This is a genomic window from Bacillus sp. ISO11 (assembly GCF_003458115.1).
Classification (GTDB): Bacteria; Bacillota; Bacilli; order Bacillales; family Bacillaceae_G; genus Bacillus_A; species Bacillus_A cereus.
In genome coordinates this window covers 16325-33392 of sequence record NZ_QXCO01000018.1, presented here as the reverse complement: position 1 = coordinate 33392, position 17068 = coordinate 16325, and the positions used below count along the sequence as shown (strand labels likewise).

Genomic DNA, 17068 nt, shown 5'->3' with positions numbered 1-17068 from the left:
ATGAAAAAAATTATAGATTTTAATAAGAAAGCTTTTGCACATTATATGGCTCTTTATCCTGTAAATGAAATAAGATTCCAAATAATTGCCCTTGTTCTTGTGGGAGCGGACATATTTATTCTGTTGCCCGCTTTTGCGAATCCTTTTCGATTACTCTATGTATATATAGTAACTCCTCCAGTTGTTTTTTTAAATTTGTGGGCGATATGGATTGCTATCAATCCTCGGAAACGACAGTTACAATACACTCTATTTCGAGGAGTATATGGCGCCATATGTTCAGTCGGATTATTGGTTATAACTCAAAAATATGCTTATGAAGTGTTACAATTACAAACTCCCATCTATTTTATTCTTTCATTTGGTTTGTATGGTTTTGCTTTGTATTATTTTTATAAAAATCATATTGAAAAACTTCAGGAACCAAGAAAAAAATCAAAATCACCGAAAGGAACTGGTGGTGTAAAAGTAGCAGCTATTGCAGCGGGATCGGGGCAGTTAATTGCTAATATAATTCTTAGCACTGCAACACAACAGATGGGGGCAATTGTATTTATGTCTGCATGCACAGTGTTTTCGTTTGTTTTGTTTTATATGATTATAGAACTCCATAAGTATTATTATTTACGTAAGCATATAGAAGATGGAGGGAAAATACGTATAGGCTTTTAAAGAGGATTTGTTGCATTTCAAGTATATAATCGCATTCTTCTTCTAGTTGGTTAAAGGATAGAAAAAATAGGAGGGAGAGTTAATCTCATGAATGTGGAATTATATTTAGATAGCAGAGATATCTTTTTTCTATTTTGGGTGATAGGGATAAATAATACTTAATCGAAAACGACAGGATGGTGCAAGTGAGATTCTGCGCTATTTAAATAATCTTTGAAAAATATATCAGCCGTATAAGAAAGGGCGGAGAATTATGCAATTTTCTAAAGAAAAGCTGTTACCAAATGGCTCTATTGTTCTGTTAAAAGGAGGGACAAAAAAGGTTGTAATTTACGGGAGAAAACAACTACTTATGGTTGAAGAACCGGTTATGTATGACTACATAGGCTGTTTTTATCCAGAAGGATATATTGATCCTGATTATACATTTGTATTTAATCATGATGCTATTGAAGAAATTATATTTGTAGGTTTTATAGATGAGGAAGAAGAGGCATTTGTAGGATTGCTTAATTGAATGTGATTTAGAAACAGGTGACCTTCAAATTCTGATAAAACTAGCAATCTCCATACCGAACTTGGGCAAATTATAAGCAGGGAAAAAGTTGGACGCGAAAATGATGAAGAGATTACTATTTTCAAATCAGTTGGTTTGGCAGTAGTAGATATTATCGCTGCGAAGTATTTGTATGAGAAAGCGGTGGAGTGCGGAACGGGGAATAGGATTGAGTTTTGAGACTGCCTTTTGGTGGTCTTTTTTGCATAAAATCTTGTAAAGCAAGTAAAAGTAGAATATTCAATAGAAAGATAAAGTGTTTAAAAGTTCGGAATAATATATTACAATGCGTTTGGTGAAATTAACCAATATATATTTTGCTCATTAGAAGTTATAGCAGGTATTGACGATTACTCCTTAAAGGCAGCATCGGAAGCTTCTACACTTAAGTATGAAGTAGAAGTAAGTATGCTACATTTTCTAGATTTGTTACCAATTATTGGAGATTCAGACCTGGAAATTAAAGGTGATTTGTGATTGGGTGCAATAGGTGTGAAAGGTAGCGTTAGAAAAGAAACTGGTATAACAGTTCCTGTTTTAGAGGGGTTTACTATGGGAAGTAGTTTTAAATTTGAAAAACCTGAGGAGAAAAAATGATATGAAAACTCCATCGTATAAACCATTATATATTTTAGTTTATGTCGTAATATCTGTATCTATTATAGGATTAATGATTACTCCATCCAACAATTGGTGGGAAAAATTGTTAGGAACTATCGTTCTCATTCTTTTGGGAGCAGGTTTAATATGTTTTTTAAAATTCGGAAGTTGGGCGCAAGAGAAATTTTATGATAAATTTACAAAAAAACGGGATTAATATAAGACTGGAGTAATTAAGATATGCGTACAATAAATAGAATTCTGACTTTTACTGTATGTATTATGTTTATATTGTTAATTGGGGTTTCTTCTACTATACGGTTAGAAGATAAACTTTTACTTATAGGTCTGTCACTAATTTGCAATGTTATTGCATACTTTACAGTAGAGTATATCTATAAACGTATAGACAATAAGAAAAAGAATTGGATTTATAATTCGCAAAATTCATTTAATATTTAGAAGGCAAAAGTATCAATGAAACTATTACCAAATGGTTGGTTTTACAGTAGCCCAAGCCGGAATAGAACTAGAGAATATTAAAGGATTTGGAATAGGAGCTGAGACTAAAGTAGCTCTTGCTACTGTAGATTTAGGTGCTCATGTGGAAAATGGAAATTTACATATAGGAGCTGAAGCTACTCTAGTAAAATATGAGAGTGCTATAAAAATTCCTATTCCATTTATGGATAAAAAGTTACAAACTGGGGGATCAGCATCGCTTGGAACACTCGGGGGATCTTTTGAAGCTGGAAAAAGTGGATTCAAATTCCATGCACCATTTGGTCCTGATGTAGGTTTATGGGGATTTGGTTTAGAAGTTAATGTTAAGGAATAAAGGAGATAAGTAGCATGAATAAAAAAGTGAAACAATTTAAATATTTTATGATTATATTAGCTTGTATTGCAATTTTTGGTACAATTTTACCTAATGCATTGGATCCAAATGAAACATTAGCAGGTAACATTTCGGTTGCAGTTTTTGGTACAATTGGTACTTGTTTGTTGTTTTCTATCACTTATTTCCTTATAAAAAAGGCTATTTTAAGAAGGGGAAACTAAGATGGTACAAAATTTAGAGTTAGAACTACTTCCAATAGGTTCGGTTGTGAAATTTAAAACATGGGAGCAACCTTTGGTGATATATGGTAGAAAACAGGAAGATTCAAAAACTAAGGAAACTTGGGATTATGTGGCATGTTATTATCCTATTGGAAATGTTTCAACTGAATATAATATATTTTTTAACCATGAATACATATCAGAAGTTATTTTTACTGGTTACATAAATGAGGATGAAATTAAGTTGCGTGAAGATTTGAAATAATAATTTGGAATTTATAACTATAATAAAGTATATATATCTTAATGGATATAATTTTTTATTATAGTTATTTTTATAAGTTTAATGGTGAAAATTTTATTGGGAATAGAAGGGGTAATGATAGTGAAAAATTTTAAAAATACAATTTTATTTGTTTTGTGTTTAGTAATTCTTAGTGGTTGTTTTACAAGAGAGGGAACTATTGTTGGTGGTAAAGTTCATGGTTCTTCAGATAGTGTATCAGGTAGTATATCTGGAGATTATAGAAAATTTACTGGATCTGCAACTCAAGATAGGAAAGTTAAAAAAGGTGAGAATTGGATTTTTTCTTTTGATGATAAAACTAAACAAGGAACTATAATTGCTTATGTTGTGGATTCAAATGATAATACAATACTAGAGTTTAATAGTGGCGAAGGCGAAAAAAATATTAAAGTGCCTAAGGATGATACATATAAGGTTAAAATTAAAACGGAAGAACATGGTGGGGAATTTCGAATATCATGGAAAAAAAATAGTTTTTGGATTGAAAAAGGCATCTAAAGATAGATGCTTTTTTTAGTCTTTAATTAAATAGTTTAGAATCTGTATTCTGGTGAAATATATAGTAATCATGTTTTTTAAGTAGAGAATCAGCTCCAATTTAATTCAAAGAATTATTAAGTAATGTTTTTAAATCTGATTGTATATCAAATTTTTCTTTATGTTGATCATATATGATTAGATATAGAAATTACCTAGTATATTATCTTTTTCTTCCTTATTGATACCAATATATTTCAGTGTAATTTATAGAGTGCTATAATTGAGTATTTCTTACAACATAGCGAAATCTTTTGTTTGTTTATAGAACCAATAGCCGAAGGTTTTGCACATGGTGTGAGTCCCAATAGATTCGATCCCAGCAAAATCTTTGGCTTTTTGAAATTTTTGATAAGCCTAGATTTTATTAATGGGTTGATCTTCTTTTCGAGAAGGGAATAATATTTCACAGAAGGTGTAAAATGGGATGTTGATTTAGATGGTGATGGTGAAGATAATAGTATTAAGGATAGGGTGAAAACGGGTTCGAAAAAAGCTTGGTTAACAGTAGCGGGGGTGGTTTAATTAACATGAAAAAAAATACAGATTTTAATAAAAAAGCTTTTGAATATTATATGGCTCTTTATGCTGTAAATGATATAAGATCGACTATAATTACTCTTGTGATTGGGATAGCAGATATATTTGTGCTTTTGCCTGCTTTTGCGAATCCTGTTCAACCGATATATATGTACATAATAGTTCCACCAGTTGCTTTTTTAAATGTATGGGCAATATGGATTGTTATAAATCCTAGGAAGCGGCAATTACAATACACTCTATTTCGTGGGGTATTTGGCATCGTATGTTCAGTAGGATTATTAGTTATAACCCAAAAGTTTGCATATGGAATGTTAGGATTACAAACTCCTATCTATTTTATTTTTTCGGTTGGTTTGTATATTTTTGCTTTGCATTATTATTATAAAAATCATATTAAAAAACTTCAGGAATCAATCAAAAAATCAAAATCATCGAAAAAAAACTCTAGTTTTGGAGTAGTGGCTTTTGTAGTATTGGGTCAACTCATTGCTAATATCAGTCTTGGTTTTGCAACACAAAAGATGGTAGCAATTGTATTAATGTGTGTATATTCCATGCTTTCGTTTATGTTGTTTCATTTCATTATGGAACTCCATAGGTATTATTATTTAAGGAAGCATATAGAAGATGGGGGTAGAACACATGAAACCATTTAAAGAGTCTGTATTGAATTTTAAGTATATAATCGTGGTTCTCCTATAGTCAGTAAAGAATGCGGAAAAGAAAAGGGAGAAGCAACATCATGAATATAGAATTACATTTAGATAAAGCAAGGATGGGGAATTATGCAATTTTCTAAAGAAAAGTTTTTACCAAATGGTTCTATTGTTCTCTTAAAAGGAGGGACAAAAAAGGTTGTAATTTACGGAAGAAAACAACTACTTATGGTTGAAGAACCTGTATAACTACATAGGCTGTTTTTATTCAGAAGGATTATAAAACTAATCCACTTAACGAAGGTAGAACAGCTCCTAAGATTGTTGACAAGGGTACTTTTGATAAATATGGATTTGAAGGTATTGCATACGAATTACCTGACCCCACTAGTCGGTTGTTGGTAGAATGTGGATGAAATGCTAAACTTATTAAGTAAGAGAGGAGAACGAGTTAAATGATTAAGCCTTTATACGCCGAAAATATTATAGTGGGTGTAAAATATAAAAATAAGCTCAATTGGTATATAAATGAATCGGATTTATGGTGTTTAGATTATAATCAAGCTGGTTATTCTCCTAGTGAATATCCAGAAGAAAGAAAAGGCATTAGTATTTTAAATGAGACTACAATAGCTAACTTTTTAGAAAGAATAGAAAAATATAAAAGATTTACAGAAGATATTAGGTTAGAATTTTTAAGAGAACTAAGAACTAATAGAGAAGAAGCCTATTATGATTATAATCCATGTTTCCTAATAGATTTTGAGCGTTTAATTTTTTATTCTAATTATCCGGAATCAATATCTTTTGAAGAATATATTCCGAATAACTGGAGAGGTTATTTACAGCGATTTGATGAACAAGTACCCTATGAATATAGATACTGGGAAGATAAGAATAAAAGCTATTTAGTTAGAGAGGATTAGGTCATTGAAGAAAATAAATTAATTATGATAAAAGAAACATTTAAGAATGAAGAAACTGGTGGTGTAAAAGTAGCAGCTATTGCAGCTGGATCGGGGCAGTTAATTGCTAATATAATTCTTAGCATTGCAACACAACAGATGGGGGTAATTGTATTTATGTGTGCATGCACAGTGATTTCGTTTGTTTTGTTTTATATGATTATAGAACTCCATAAGTACTATTATTTACGGAAGCATATAGAAGATGGAGGGAAAATGCGTATAGGCTTTTAAAGAGGATTTGTTGCATTTCAAGTGTATAATTGCATTCTTCTTATGGAAGCCATTCACGAGGCTTATAGCAATAAAAGATGTATAAGTGGAAGGTTATATTCTGGTAAAACATCTCAAGGAATGGAAATTAGGTTTGTTCTTATTGATGATAAGATTATAGCTGTTTATCCCGTGTATTAAAGAATGTGAGGTACTCAAAAATGAAAGTAACTAATCAGCCCATAGTTAAAAATGTAAGAAAATATAGAGGTAATTGCTAAGAAGCACTCCCCCCTAAGTTTCAGATGAAATTAAATAATTGATTATTTACATTTAAATAATCGACTATTTATGCTTTAATATTTATATGTACATAATTGGGATAATTAGGGATTTAAATTTAATATGTTTTAAGAAAGGGGAATGTTTTTTATATGGAAACTCCAGAAAATCAATTTAAACGTGCGCTTAATCCTTGGTTCTCCATTTGGACAAAACCACGTGATACAATGAAAGAAATTTTTATATCCAAACCAAAGAATGTGTTTTTACTCATTTTACTAGGCTCATTCGTACAGACTTTAGATCGAGCATCTTCTAAAAATATGGGGGATTCAATAAGTAGTCCAGTTTCAATAATCTCAATGGTTATATTCGGTACCTTCGTTGCTTTCTTAATTTATTATTTTTTGCTACCAGCGTTATTTAATTGGGTGGCAAAAAAACTTGGTGGACAAGGTACCTTTGAAAAAACACGTTACGCAGTTGCCTATTCTTATATCCCTTACGTTTATTCTCTTATATTAGTTTGGGTGCCTTCATTTTTCTTGTTTGGGATAGAAAACTTTACGAGTGAGACACCGAAAATGGAGAGTAGCATAACTTTAACGATTTTGTTTCTTATTTTTGCCATAATTGATATAGTTATTGGAATTTGGACAATCATTATTTCCTTAAAATGTTTAGGAGAAGCACACCAATTTTCAGCATGGAAAGCATTATTAACAATAATAATATCCTTTATGATTATCATTCTTCCTTTAGTAATAATAGTATTTCTTATAGTAGGGGTTACAACTTTTTAATCATTTATTTGCCTCTTATTTATCCAAATGTTTTCTACGCGCTGTTAGTAATTGTTACAGGGTGAACAACCACATGATTCGGATGTTCCACTTGGCGAAGCGTATGACCTTTATGATCAAATTGATCGCCCGTTACGGCCTGTTTTTCTTATTATCAGTGTTAACAGGAATTTGTGAAGGCAAACTTGAAAATCAAAATATTAAACCATTAAAATCTTAGGGTAGCTGAGTAGATTGTCCTTGTTTGTCCCTTATTTTCCAATTGGAGGCTAATTATTACCAATTGGTTCTGTAGCTCTTATAGAAGAAATTAATCAACCTCTTATGATTTATGGAAGAAAGTAACAACAAGCTGATAATAAATTATGCGATTATGTTTCTTGTCCATATCCTCATGGTAATTTATCAAAAGAATATAATGTGTTTTTTAATCATAATCAAATAATTCATTTATTATTTAAGGGTTTCGAAACAGAGGATGAATTAGAATTAAGAAGTAAATTATCTGAGTTTTAGTGAAAATGGAGAAAATATAATATGGTTTTAGGAATTTCATATTCTGATATTTTTCATATCATAATTATTGTTTTGGTTTTTTTCATTTTTTGGAGATTGAATACTTGGTATAATAAAAAATATAATGTTCCTAAGGTTTTTCAATGGTTTCCTAGAAGATGGGGAAAAAGAAAAGTTTCAGAGCATTTGTCTCAACTAGATAAAAAGTTAGAAGCTGAAGGTAAAGGTATCTGGGTTACAATCTATGCTATAGATTTGTACATTGTAACTATTCCTTGTACAGTAAAAAAATATAAATCTTAATACATATATGTGTATAAAAAAGACCTTTTATTTTAAAATAAAAGGTCTTTTTTATGATGATTGAAATAGTAATTTTAAGTGAATTAAATTTGAAATGTATCAAGAATATTATCTTTTTCTTCTTTGTTAATTCCAATATATTCCAGATGGATGTTTGGTGTGCTATGATTAAGAATTTCTTGTAACATAGCAACATCTTTTGTTTGTTTATAGAACCAATAGCCGAAGGTTTTTCGCATGGTGTGAGTACCAATGGATTCTACATTGGCAAAATCTCCGGCTTTTTGCAATTGTCGATAATACGTGTTTTTTCGTCATACAAAAACCCCTACATATAAGTAGAGGTTTTTAAATTATATCTTAATGAATTATGCCTTCTTAGATAAAGTAAATCGAGTTCAGATAAACGAAGATTATAGAATACATCATTTTAACTAGATTTATTATTAACTAATGTATCCCCACTACCAAGCTCCGCCTCAATTTGCGAAGTCTTCGATGACTCATCCATACGCCAATACGTAATAAAGCTGATTGCGATACATCCAGCTACATAAAAGTAGAATAGTGATTCCATCCCAATACTCTTTAGCCATAATGCGATGAACTCAGCTGTTCCGCCAAATATCGCAACTGTTAGTGCATATGGTAAACCTACGCCAAGTGCGCGAATTTCAGTTGGGAAGAGTTCTGCTTTTACAATTGCGTTAATCGAAGTGTAACCAGTAACGATAATGAGACCGACCATCATGAGTAAGAATGCTACGATTGGTTCTGTCGTTTTTTCCATAAAGAAGAAGATCGGTGCTGTTAGCAATGTTCCGAGAATACCGAATGCCATTAATAGTGGGCGGCGTCCAATTTTATCGGATAATAGCCCTGCAATCGGTTGAAGTACGACGAAAATAAGTAGTGCGACAAAGTTAATCCAGCTTACAACTTCTTTCGGAAGACCGACTGTGTTTACCATGAACTTTTGTAAATATGTTGTGTACGTATAGAATGCGACAGTGCCTCCGAGTGTTAGACCGACTACTGTTAATACTGCTTTCGGGTGTTTCATAAGCGTGCGAACGGTTCCTGCGCTTTCGCGTTTTTGTGATTTTATGTTTGTGAACTGCTCCGATTCATCCATTGTGCGGCGAAGCCATAATACAGCTACTGCACCCATCGCTCCAATAATGAATGGAATGCGCCAGCCCCAAGCTTTCATATCTGGTTCGCTTAGCAATTGCTGAAGAACAATTTGAACGCCTAACGCAACCATTTGTCCAGCAACGAGCGTTACATATTGGAAGCTTGAATAAAAGCCGCGGCGACCACTACTAGCCATTTCAGATAAATACGTTGCAGAAGTTCCGTACTCTCCCCCAAGTGATAATCCTTGTAGTAAACGGGCAAGAACTAAAATAATGGGTGCCATAATACCGATGCTTTCGTAACTAGGGGTACAGGCGATAATTAAGGAACCACCGGCCATAACCGTAATGGAAAGCGTTAATGCTGCCCGGCGTCCGTGCCGATCTGCATAGCGTCCCATTAATAAACTGCCGATAGGGCGCATTAAAAATCCAACTGCGAAAATAGCCGCTGTGTTCAGTAACTGACTCGTTGGATCTCCTTTAGGAAAGAACTCTGCTGAAAAATAAACGGCGAAAGCAGAGTAAACGTACCAGTCGTACCATTCAATTAAATTACCGACAGAACCTTTGAAAATATTGCTGGCGACTCGATTAGATTTTACTTGAGCCATAATCATTCCTCCTCTTGCTTATAAATAAAACGATAATTATGAAAGCGTGTTCATTGTAGTTGAATTGTACTGTCTGTAGAATAAAATCTCAATATTATGACAATTTTATTCTTTTTGTACTTTATGTACATGGAGAGTTTTAATAGTTGCTTCATTATTCGTTTTGTCATAATAATAGAAAAAGGAGATTGATAGTTTTGAATATTTTATCAAAGGATATGAAGTATGAAGAAATCACGCAAAGTATCATTGCAAACGAAAATAGTAAGCTTAATTATTACGTTAATTTTATTTGTTGTTCTCCTATTAGCAGGAATATTTGTTTACATTCAGTCCGTTGATACGAAGCGCCAAGTGGAGCAGTTAGCACTGCAAACAGCGAAGTCGCTTTCTTTTATGCCAGCTATAAAAGATGCTTTTCAAAATAACGAGCATAAAAATACGATTCAATCCATTGCGGAACAAGTTCGGGAGCAAGCTGGTGCAGATTATGTCATTATAGAAGACCGCTTTGGGGTTATGTATTCACATTCTAATTCGGGGTTGATTGGCACAAAGAGTAACAATCCATATAACTATGAAGCACTCACTTTTGGCGGCTATTATACGCTCGAAGGAAATGGGGAAAGTGGTCCTGCTTTAATGGCGAAGGCACCCATTATTGTTCATAACGGAGACTACGATCAAGTCGTTGGCGTTGTGACAGTAGAGTTTTCAATAAAAGGTATTGAATCTAACATACTGAGCAGAACGAAAGAAATTATACTCTTTTCCTTTGCTGTATTAGTAGCTGGAATTGTTGGTGGCATTCTTTTAGCGCGTAGCATTCGAAAAGATACACTCGGTTTGGAACCGAATGAAATCGCGGCGTTATACCGGGAACGAAGTGCGATACTACTATCTATAAAAGAAGGGATTATCGCTATTGATCAAAACGGTTTTATTACGATGATGAATACGTCGGCAGAAGAAATGCTACATGTAAATGATGACTATATGCAGCGGCACATTTCAAAAGTTTTACCAGAATTTAATATGGAAAGAGTGCTAGAAAACGATCAAGAAATCGCATTTCAAGATAAAGTGTTTATTTTAAATAGGACGCCGATACTCGAAAATAATAGTACGGTAGGCGTTGTATGTAGTTTTAGAGATAAAACAGAATTGCAAAACCTTGTTAATACAATATCTGAGGTAAGAAAGTATTCTGAGGACTTACGCGCTCAAACACATGAATTTACAAATAAACTTTTCGTTTTATCAGGATTACTTCAGTTAGGACATTACAAAGAAGCAATTGAATTTATCCAGCAAGAATCTAATATTCATCAAAGCCAAAATCATATTTTATTCCATCAAATTCACGATGCGAAAGTACAAGCTATTTTATTAGGAAAACTCGCAACAGCGTCTGAAAAGAAAATCGATTTTCATATTGAAGGAGATAGCACGCTTCATCCGTTACCAGACCATATAAAGGTTTCGCATCTTATTACGATTCTTGGAAACATAATCGACAATGCATTTGATGCGGTGAATGAACGAGAGGAAAAGAGTGTTTCCTTCTTTGTTACGGATATTGGACACGATATTGTATTTGAAGTGATAGATAGCGGGATAGGGATACCGGCAGAAAAAATAACGACCATTTTTCAAAAAGGATTTTCAACGAAAGGAACTGATCGTGGTTACGGGCTAGCAAACGTGAAAGAAATGGTAGATCTACTAGAAGGAACAATTGAAATTCAAAACGAGAAAAATGGGGGAGCTATTTTTACAATTTACCTTCCGAAAACTTTGAAAGAAAGTACATGACAAACAGGGGGATGGACATATGTTGAAGGTTGCAATTGCAGAAGATGATTTCCGCGTCGCGCAAATTCAGGAAGAGTTTTTATCAAAAATAAAGGACGTAAAAGTGATTGGAAAAGCATTGAACGCGAAAGAAACGATAGAACTATTACAAAAGGAAGAAATCGATTTGCTTCTATTAGATAATTACTTACCAGATGGAATCGGAACCGACTTATTACCACAAATCCATGCCGACTTTCCAAGCGTTGACGTTATTATGGTTACTGCCGCAAATGAAAATCATATGTTAGAAAAAGCAATTCGAAACGGCGTAAGTAACTACCTTATAAAACCGGTCACGTTAGAAAAATTCGTTCGCACAATTGAAGACTATAAAAGAAAAAAGCAACTATTACATAGTAACAATGAAGTAAATCAAGCACTCATCGATAATTTCTTCGGGACTTCGCAAACACAAGACATAAAAAACTTACCGACAGGTGTGGATCCGTTAACACTACAAAAAGTGAAGGGGATTATAAAAGGGTTCGAAGAGGGCATTACAATAGAAGAAATGGGAGAACAAATGGGGGCCTCCAGAACAACCGCAAGAAGATATTTAGAATACTTAGTAGCGACCGGCGAATGCACAGTAGAGTACACATACGGCATTATCGGACGACCAGAACGAAAGTACCGAATAGGACGAGGACTATGAAAAAACGATTATTACTATGTATATGGATCATGACAGGAGTAATAGCTGGTTGTTCCTCGGAAAAATCCCATACGAATACAGTGAACATCAACAAAGTAGAAATCGTTGCGCCGAACGTTCAAGGAGCAGGCTGGGACTTAACAGCGCGGGCGATGCAAAAAACGCTAATAGAAGAAAAAATCTTCACAAAACCAATTACTGTCACAAACAAAGTAGGCGGCAGCGGTGACGTCGGATGGAAATATACGAAACAAAAAGGCGGTCACGTACTGGCGATCAACTCAAGCTTACTCATAACGAACAACCTACTCAGCCACAGTAAACTAACGTATAAAGACTTCACGCCGCTCGCAACTCTCGCATCGGACTGGGAAGTCGTTGTCGTATCAAAAGACTCAAACATAGAAAACGCAAACGAATTGATGGAACAACTAAAACAAAACAAGAAAAACTTCAAAATCGGCGTTGCACCAGGCCTAGGAAACGACGATCACCTATCATTCGTACAAGTAAGCAAAGCCTTCGGCATAAACCCTGCCGAACTACAATTCTTCGTCTACGAAAACAAAGAAAAAATCATAAACGCCCTAACGAACAAACAAATCAGCGCCGCAACCATGACCCTATCCGAAGCCGAAAAACAATACAAAGCCGGCAAAATAAAAATACTAGCCGTATCCGCACCAAAACGCCTAGACCGCCTACCAGAAATCCCAACATGGAAAGAACAAGGAATCAACGTCATCTTCCAGCACTGGAAAGGAATTATGGGCCCGAAAGATATGACGGAGGAAGAGGTTGCTTATTGGGATGGTGTGATTAAGAAGATGGTGGAGAGTGAGAGTTGGAAGGGGATTTTGAGGGAGCGGGGGTGGGAGAGTTTTTATAAGGATAGTGGGGAGAGTAGGGGGTTTTTGGAGGAGTGTCATTTTAGGTATGAGGAAATGGTGAAAAAAGAGGCTTAAGAGGGAAGTATTCAATCAGGCTTTATTTTTGTAGTTACTTCTATATAATATAAAAGAGATGAGAGTGTTAGGCTAATTGTATTAAAAGGGCTAGATAGGGATAGATAAAATCTAGCTTACTGATTAAAAATATATTAGTCGTTAAAAGATATAAAAGGCATTTTTCAGTCTATAAAGTGTGGAAACATAAAGTATAGAGTTTCTGTGAGATTTAAGGAGGACATAATGAAGAAAAATATTTATGTTGTTGGAGCAGTAATTGTTCAAGATGAGAAAATTTTATGTGCACAAAGAGGACCATCTAAATCGCTACCTCTTATGTGGGAATTTCCAGGTGGGAAAATAGAAGAGGGAGAAACACCTCAAGAGGCGTTAAAGCGTGAAATTGATGAAGAAATGCATTGTAGCGTGCAGATTGGTGAGCAAATTGATTATACAGCCTATGAGTATGATTTTGGTATTGTTCATTTGAAAACTTTCTATTGTAAACTTGTTGAAGGAAGTCCGGTTCTAACTGAGCACGTAGCAATTAAATGGTTATATCCGAATGAACTAGCAGCTTTAGAGTGGGCACCTGCGGATATCCCGACTATTGAGAAATTATCAAAAGAATCGATTGTAAAGTAATTTGAAAAAAACTATTCGTTTTATACGGATAGTTTTTTATATTTGTAATAAATTTGCACTTTAAATCAGTGAGTAATACAATTAATATAAAAAATTGTCATAAATGGTGATCATATGGAGAATTTTATTCAAAAATTAGAGGGGTCTTTATATAAAGGGTTTATTGATCAAAAACATAATCATCCTGGAATATATAAGCCGAAATTATTAGTAAACAATACGAAAAAAAATGAAAATGTTTTAAGCTCATTATTGGAGGAGCTAGAAAATAGTACATCTTTTATTTTCTCAGTAGCTTTTATTACAGAAAGCGGGCTAGCGACTTTAAAATCACATTTCCTTGATCTTAAACAAAAAGGGGTTAAAGGACGTATATTAACATCTACATTCTTAAACTTTAATACACCAAAAGTGTTTAGAGAGTTAATGAAACTTGAAAATGTAGAAGTAAGATTAACAAATTTATCTGGTTTTCATTCAAAGGGATACATATTTGATAATAAAACACATTGTTCATTAATTGTCGGTAGTTCAAATCTAACTGCACATGCTTTGAAGGTAAACTATGAATGGAACGTTAAGTTAACATCGCATGAAGATGGAGAGATTGTACAGCATTTTAAAAACCAATTTGAAGAAGTTTGGGAGCATTCTCAAGTATTAACCGAAGAGTTGATTGCAAATTACGAAACAATATATGAGCAAGCTGCAGAAAATAAGTTACTAGATCGAGTTATAGAATTACCTGGTCAATATCACAATTCAATTGAAGAAGCTTTGAAAATTACCCCAAATAAAATGCAACAAGCTGCGTTACAAGAAATACAAGCTATTCGAGACGCCGGAAAAGAAAAAGGCTTAGTTATCTCTGCAACAGGAACGGGGAAGACATATCTTTCAGCATTTGATGTCAGAAATTTTGCACCTAAACGGATGTTATTTATTGTTCACCGAGAGCAAATATTAAATAAAGCGAAATCCGATTTTCAAAAAGTTCTTGGTGGGATAGATGAGGACTTTGGAATTTTATCAGGGTCAAATAAACAAATAAATGCTAAATATTTATTTGCGACGATCCAAACCATTTCAAAAGAAGAAAATTTACAGCAATTTGATCCTGGGTTATTTGATTATATTTTAATAGATGAAGTTCATAAAGCAGGTGCTGGTTCTTATCATAGAGTTATTGATTATTTTAAACCGAAATTTTTAATGGGAATGACCGCTACACCTGAACGTACAGATAATTTTAATATTTATGAGCTATTTGATTACAACATTGCTTATGAAATTCGATTGCAAGAAGCACTTGAAGAAGATATGCTTTGTCCTTTCCATTATTTTGGAGTAACTGATTTTGAATATAATGGTGAAAAGATAGATGACACTACTGTTTTATCTAAACTTGTTACGGAAGAACGAGTAGATCATATAGTTGAAAAAGTAAAATATTATGGTTTTTCTGGTGAGAAAGTAACAGGACTAATGTTTTGCAGCCGAAAAGATGAGGCAGAACAATTATCACATGCCTTAAATAATAGAGGTTTTCGCACATTTGCATTAACCGGCGATCATTCCCAAGAGGAAAGAGAACTGCGGGTGAATCAATTAGAAAATGGCATACTGGATTATATTTTAACAGTAGATATTTTTAATGAAGGTATTGATATTCCGAGTGTGAACCAAGTTGTTATGTTGAGACAAACTCAATCAAGCATTATCTTTATACAGCAGTTAGGGCGTGGACTTCGAAAACACGATTCGAAAGATTTTGTTACGATTATTGATTTTATTGGAAACTATAAAAATAACTATTTAATTCCGATTGCCCTTTCAGGAGATAGATCACAAAATAAAGATAATATACGTAGATATACAAATGACACGAGTTATATTAAAGGTATTTCAACAGTTAACTTTGAAGAGATAGCGAAAAAGCAGATCTTTAAAGCGATTAACAATAGTAATTTAACAGCAATGAAAGTATTGAAGGAAGCTTTTGCTGAGTTGAAAAATAGAATAGGAAGAACTCCATATCTATATGACTTTATAGTAAACCATTCTATTGATCCAGTTGTACTTGCAGAAGGATATTCGAACTATTATCAGTTCTTATTGAAAATGAAAGAAGATGTCCCTGCATTAACAGAGTACGAAAATAAAGTTTTAACGATGTTTTCATTGGAAGTATTGAATGGAAAACGTAAAAACGAAATCGTTTTGTTAGACTTATTATTAAAGCAAGAAAAAGTTGATAAGGATGAGTATATAAAACAACTTGAAGAATCTAATTGCTTAACAGATGATGAAACGATTACTTCAGTACAACGAATTTTTGAATTAGAGTTTTTCTCACAAAACAGTCAAAAGAAATATGGAGAAAAGCCAATTCTCTCTTTACAGGACGATAAGATGTATATGTTTAATGATTCTATCCGAAAAAGCTTAGAACAAAATCAATACTTTAAGCGTATGGTTATGGACATTATTAAAAGTGCAAGGAAAAAGAGCAAAAACTATGAGTGTGATAGTAACCTTACTGTATATAAAAAATACTCAAGAAAAGATGTGTGTAAACTTTTAAATTGGCATAATGACGAGAGCTCAACTATGTATGGTTATAAGACAAAGTACTATACTTGTCCAATATTTATCACATACCATAAAAATGATGAGGTAGAATCCAGTGTGGACTACGGTGATGAATTCCTTAATCAAGATGTTCTTAAATGGTATACAAGAAGTAATAGAACATTAAAATCAAAGGAAGTTCAAACAATTATTGATGCTAAAGAAAATAATATTGACGTCCATATTTTTGTGAAAAAAGATGATGACGAGGGAAGCGACTTTTACTATTTAGGAAAAGCGACACCTGATAAAGCAAGTGTAGAACAAACTGAAATGAAAGATAAAAATGGAAAAGAACTACCTGTTGTTACGATGAATATGATTATGGAGAAATCAATTGATAATAAGATCTATGATTATATAAAGGACGGTAATGTTTTGTAGGTATATTAAATTTTTAATATCTTTATGTTTCTAAAATTATTAAGCGAATATAGATGGGGCTGTATCAAAATGACATCGGAGTATGCTTTTGATATGGTCTTTTTTATTGGAATTTAATATGTTTTTTATTAGATTTGTGGATTCATTTAATTGGTTTAAGTAGAATGTGGAGATGGGTCTT

17 protein-coding genes and 6 pseudogenes are annotated in these 17068 nt (G+C 33.2%); 20 read left to right on the top strand and 3 right to left on the bottom strand.

Annotation, left to right across the window (positions count from 1 at the left end; genetic code table 11):
* The 8 genes and pseudogenes from D1166_RS18815 to D1166_RS18775 all read left to right on the top strand — a co-directional run bounded on the left by D1166_RS18815 (window position 1) and on the right by D1166_RS18775 (window position 3695).
* Window positions 1–672: a hypothetical protein gene (locus tag D1166_RS18815; protein ID WP_097856240.1), complete on the top strand. Its 672-nt coding sequence runs from the start codon at window positions 1–3 to the stop codon at window positions 670–672.
* Between the two features lie 253 nt (window positions 673–925).
* Window positions 926–1189 (top strand): DUF4176 domain-containing protein, encoded by a 264-nt coding sequence (locus D1166_RS18810; protein WP_001160636.1) that lies wholly within the window; start codon window positions 926–928, stop codon window positions 1187–1189.
* A 48-nt stretch (window positions 1190–1237) separates the two neighbouring features.
* A pseudogene (locus D1166_RS18805) lies at window positions 1238–1408 on the top strand (ornithine cyclodeaminase family protein); the annotation flags it as partial.
* 418 nt (window positions 1409–1826) lie between these two features.
* Window positions 1827–2045 (top strand): hypothetical protein, encoded by a 219-nt coding sequence (locus D1166_RS18800; protein WP_000856867.1) that lies wholly within the window; start codon window positions 1827–1829, stop codon window positions 2043–2045.
* A gap of 276 nt (window positions 2046–2321) precedes the next feature.
* Entirely contained in the window at window positions 2322–2666 is a 345-nt protein-coding gene (locus tag D1166_RS18790) for a hypothetical protein (protein ID WP_097856239.1), read from the top strand.
* Between the two features lie 14 nt (window positions 2667–2680).
* Window positions 2681–2890 carry a hypothetical protein gene (locus D1166_RS18785; protein ID WP_001036924.1) on the top strand — a complete coding sequence of 70 codons (210 nt, stop codon included), beginning with the start codon at window positions 2681–2683 and terminating at the stop codon, window positions 2888–2890.
* Window position 2891: 1 nt separating this feature from the next.
* On the top strand, window positions 2892–3155 hold the full coding sequence (locus tag D1166_RS18780; protein ID WP_000250498.1) for a DUF4176 domain-containing protein: 264 nt from the start codon (window positions 2892–2894) through the stop codon (window positions 3153–3155).
* An 81-nt stretch (window positions 3156–3236) separates the two neighbouring features.
* On the top strand, window positions 3237–3695 hold the full coding sequence (locus D1166_RS18775) for a hypothetical protein (protein ID WP_118043375.1): 459 nt from the start codon (window positions 3237–3239) through the stop codon (window positions 3693–3695).
* Window positions 3696–3872: 177 nt separating this feature from the next.
* Here D1166_RS18775 and D1166_RS31840 read toward each other — a convergent pair.
* Window positions 3873–4136, bottom strand: a pseudogene (locus D1166_RS31840) (tyrosine-type recombinase/integrase); the annotation flags it as partial.
* Window positions 4137–4264: 128 nt separating this feature from the next.
* Between D1166_RS31840 and D1166_RS18765 the strand changes: the two are divergent.
* From D1166_RS18765 to D1166_RS18730, 7 genes and pseudogenes are all read left to right on the top strand, one after another.
* Window positions 4265–4933, top strand: a complete 669-nt coding sequence (locus D1166_RS18765; RefSeq protein ID WP_118043374.1) for a hypothetical protein — start codon at window positions 4265–4267, stop codon at window positions 4931–4933.
* A 129-nt stretch (window positions 4934–5062) separates the two neighbouring features.
* Window positions 5063–5210 (top strand): annotated as a pseudogene (locus D1166_RS18760) (DUF4176 domain-containing protein); the annotation flags it as partial.
* 178 nt (window positions 5211–5388) lie between these two features.
* Window positions 5389–5859 carry a hypothetical protein gene (locus tag D1166_RS18755; protein ID WP_000595042.1) on the top strand — a complete coding sequence of 157 codons (471 nt, stop codon included), beginning with the start codon at window positions 5389–5391 and terminating at the stop codon, window positions 5857–5859.
* 51 nt (window positions 5860–5910) lie between these two features.
* Window positions 5911–6132, top strand: a pseudogene (locus tag D1166_RS18750) (hypothetical protein); the annotation flags it as partial.
* Between the two features lie 413 nt (window positions 6133–6545).
* The gene (locus tag D1166_RS18740; RefSeq protein ID WP_000449724.1) at window positions 6546–7196 is read left to right on the top strand and encodes a Yip1 family protein; all 651 of its coding nucleotides are present in this window, start codon (window positions 6546–6548) and stop codon (window positions 7194–7196) included.
* 282 nt (window positions 7197–7478) lie between these two features.
* Window positions 7479–7712 (top strand): annotated as a pseudogene (locus D1166_RS18735) (DUF4176 domain-containing protein).
* Window positions 7713–7733: 21 nt separating this feature from the next.
* A complete protein-coding gene (locus tag D1166_RS18730; protein WP_000242737.1) occupies window positions 7734–8015 on the top strand; it encodes a hypothetical protein in 282 nt (93 codons plus the stop codon).
* A gap of 83 nt (window positions 8016–8098) precedes the next feature.
* Here D1166_RS18730 and D1166_RS18725 read toward each other — a convergent pair.
* Window positions 8099–8314, bottom strand: a pseudogene (locus D1166_RS18725) (tyrosine-type recombinase/integrase); the annotation flags it as partial.
* A gap of 131 nt (window positions 8315–8445) precedes the next feature.
* Window positions 8446–9768: an MFS transporter gene (locus D1166_RS18720; RefSeq protein WP_097856238.1), complete on the bottom strand. Its 1323-nt coding sequence runs from the start codon at window positions 9766–9768 to the stop codon at window positions 8446–8448.
* Window positions 9769–9993: 225 nt separating this feature from the next.
* Here D1166_RS18720 and D1166_RS18715 point away from each other — a divergent pair, with 225 nt between their 5' ends.
* The 5 genes from D1166_RS18715 to D1166_RS18695 all read left to right on the top strand — a co-directional run bounded on the left by D1166_RS18715 (window position 9994) and on the right by D1166_RS18695 (window position 16887).
* The gene (locus D1166_RS18715; RefSeq protein WP_097856237.1) at window positions 9994–11583 is read left to right on the top strand and encodes an ATP-binding protein; all 1590 of its coding nucleotides are present in this window, start codon (window positions 9994–9996) and stop codon (window positions 11581–11583) included.
* Window positions 11584–11602: 19 nt separating this feature from the next.
* The gene (locus tag D1166_RS18710; protein ID WP_086391426.1) at window positions 11603–12280 is read left to right on the top strand and encodes a response regulator; all 678 of its coding nucleotides are present in this window, start codon (window positions 11603–11605) and stop codon (window positions 12278–12280) included.
* Window positions 12277–13245 (top strand): tripartite tricarboxylate transporter substrate-binding protein, encoded by a 969-nt coding sequence (locus D1166_RS18705; protein WP_097856236.1) that lies wholly within the window; start codon window positions 12277–12279, stop codon window positions 13243–13245. The genes D1166_RS18710 and D1166_RS18705 overlap by 4 nt, the downstream gene beginning before the upstream one ends.
* Window positions 13246–13470: 225 nt before the next feature.
* The gene (locus D1166_RS18700) at window positions 13471–13872 is read left to right on the top strand and encodes a (deoxy)nucleoside triphosphate pyrophosphohydrolase (RefSeq protein ID WP_000739608.1); all 402 of its coding nucleotides are present in this window, start codon (window positions 13471–13473) and stop codon (window positions 13870–13872) included.
* Between the two features lie 114 nt (window positions 13873–13986).
* Window positions 13987–16887, top strand: a complete 2901-nt coding sequence (locus tag D1166_RS18695; RefSeq protein ID WP_000427029.1) for a DEAD/DEAH box helicase — start codon at window positions 13987–13989, stop codon at window positions 16885–16887.
* The last annotated feature ends 181 nt before the right edge of the window (window positions 16888–17068 follow it).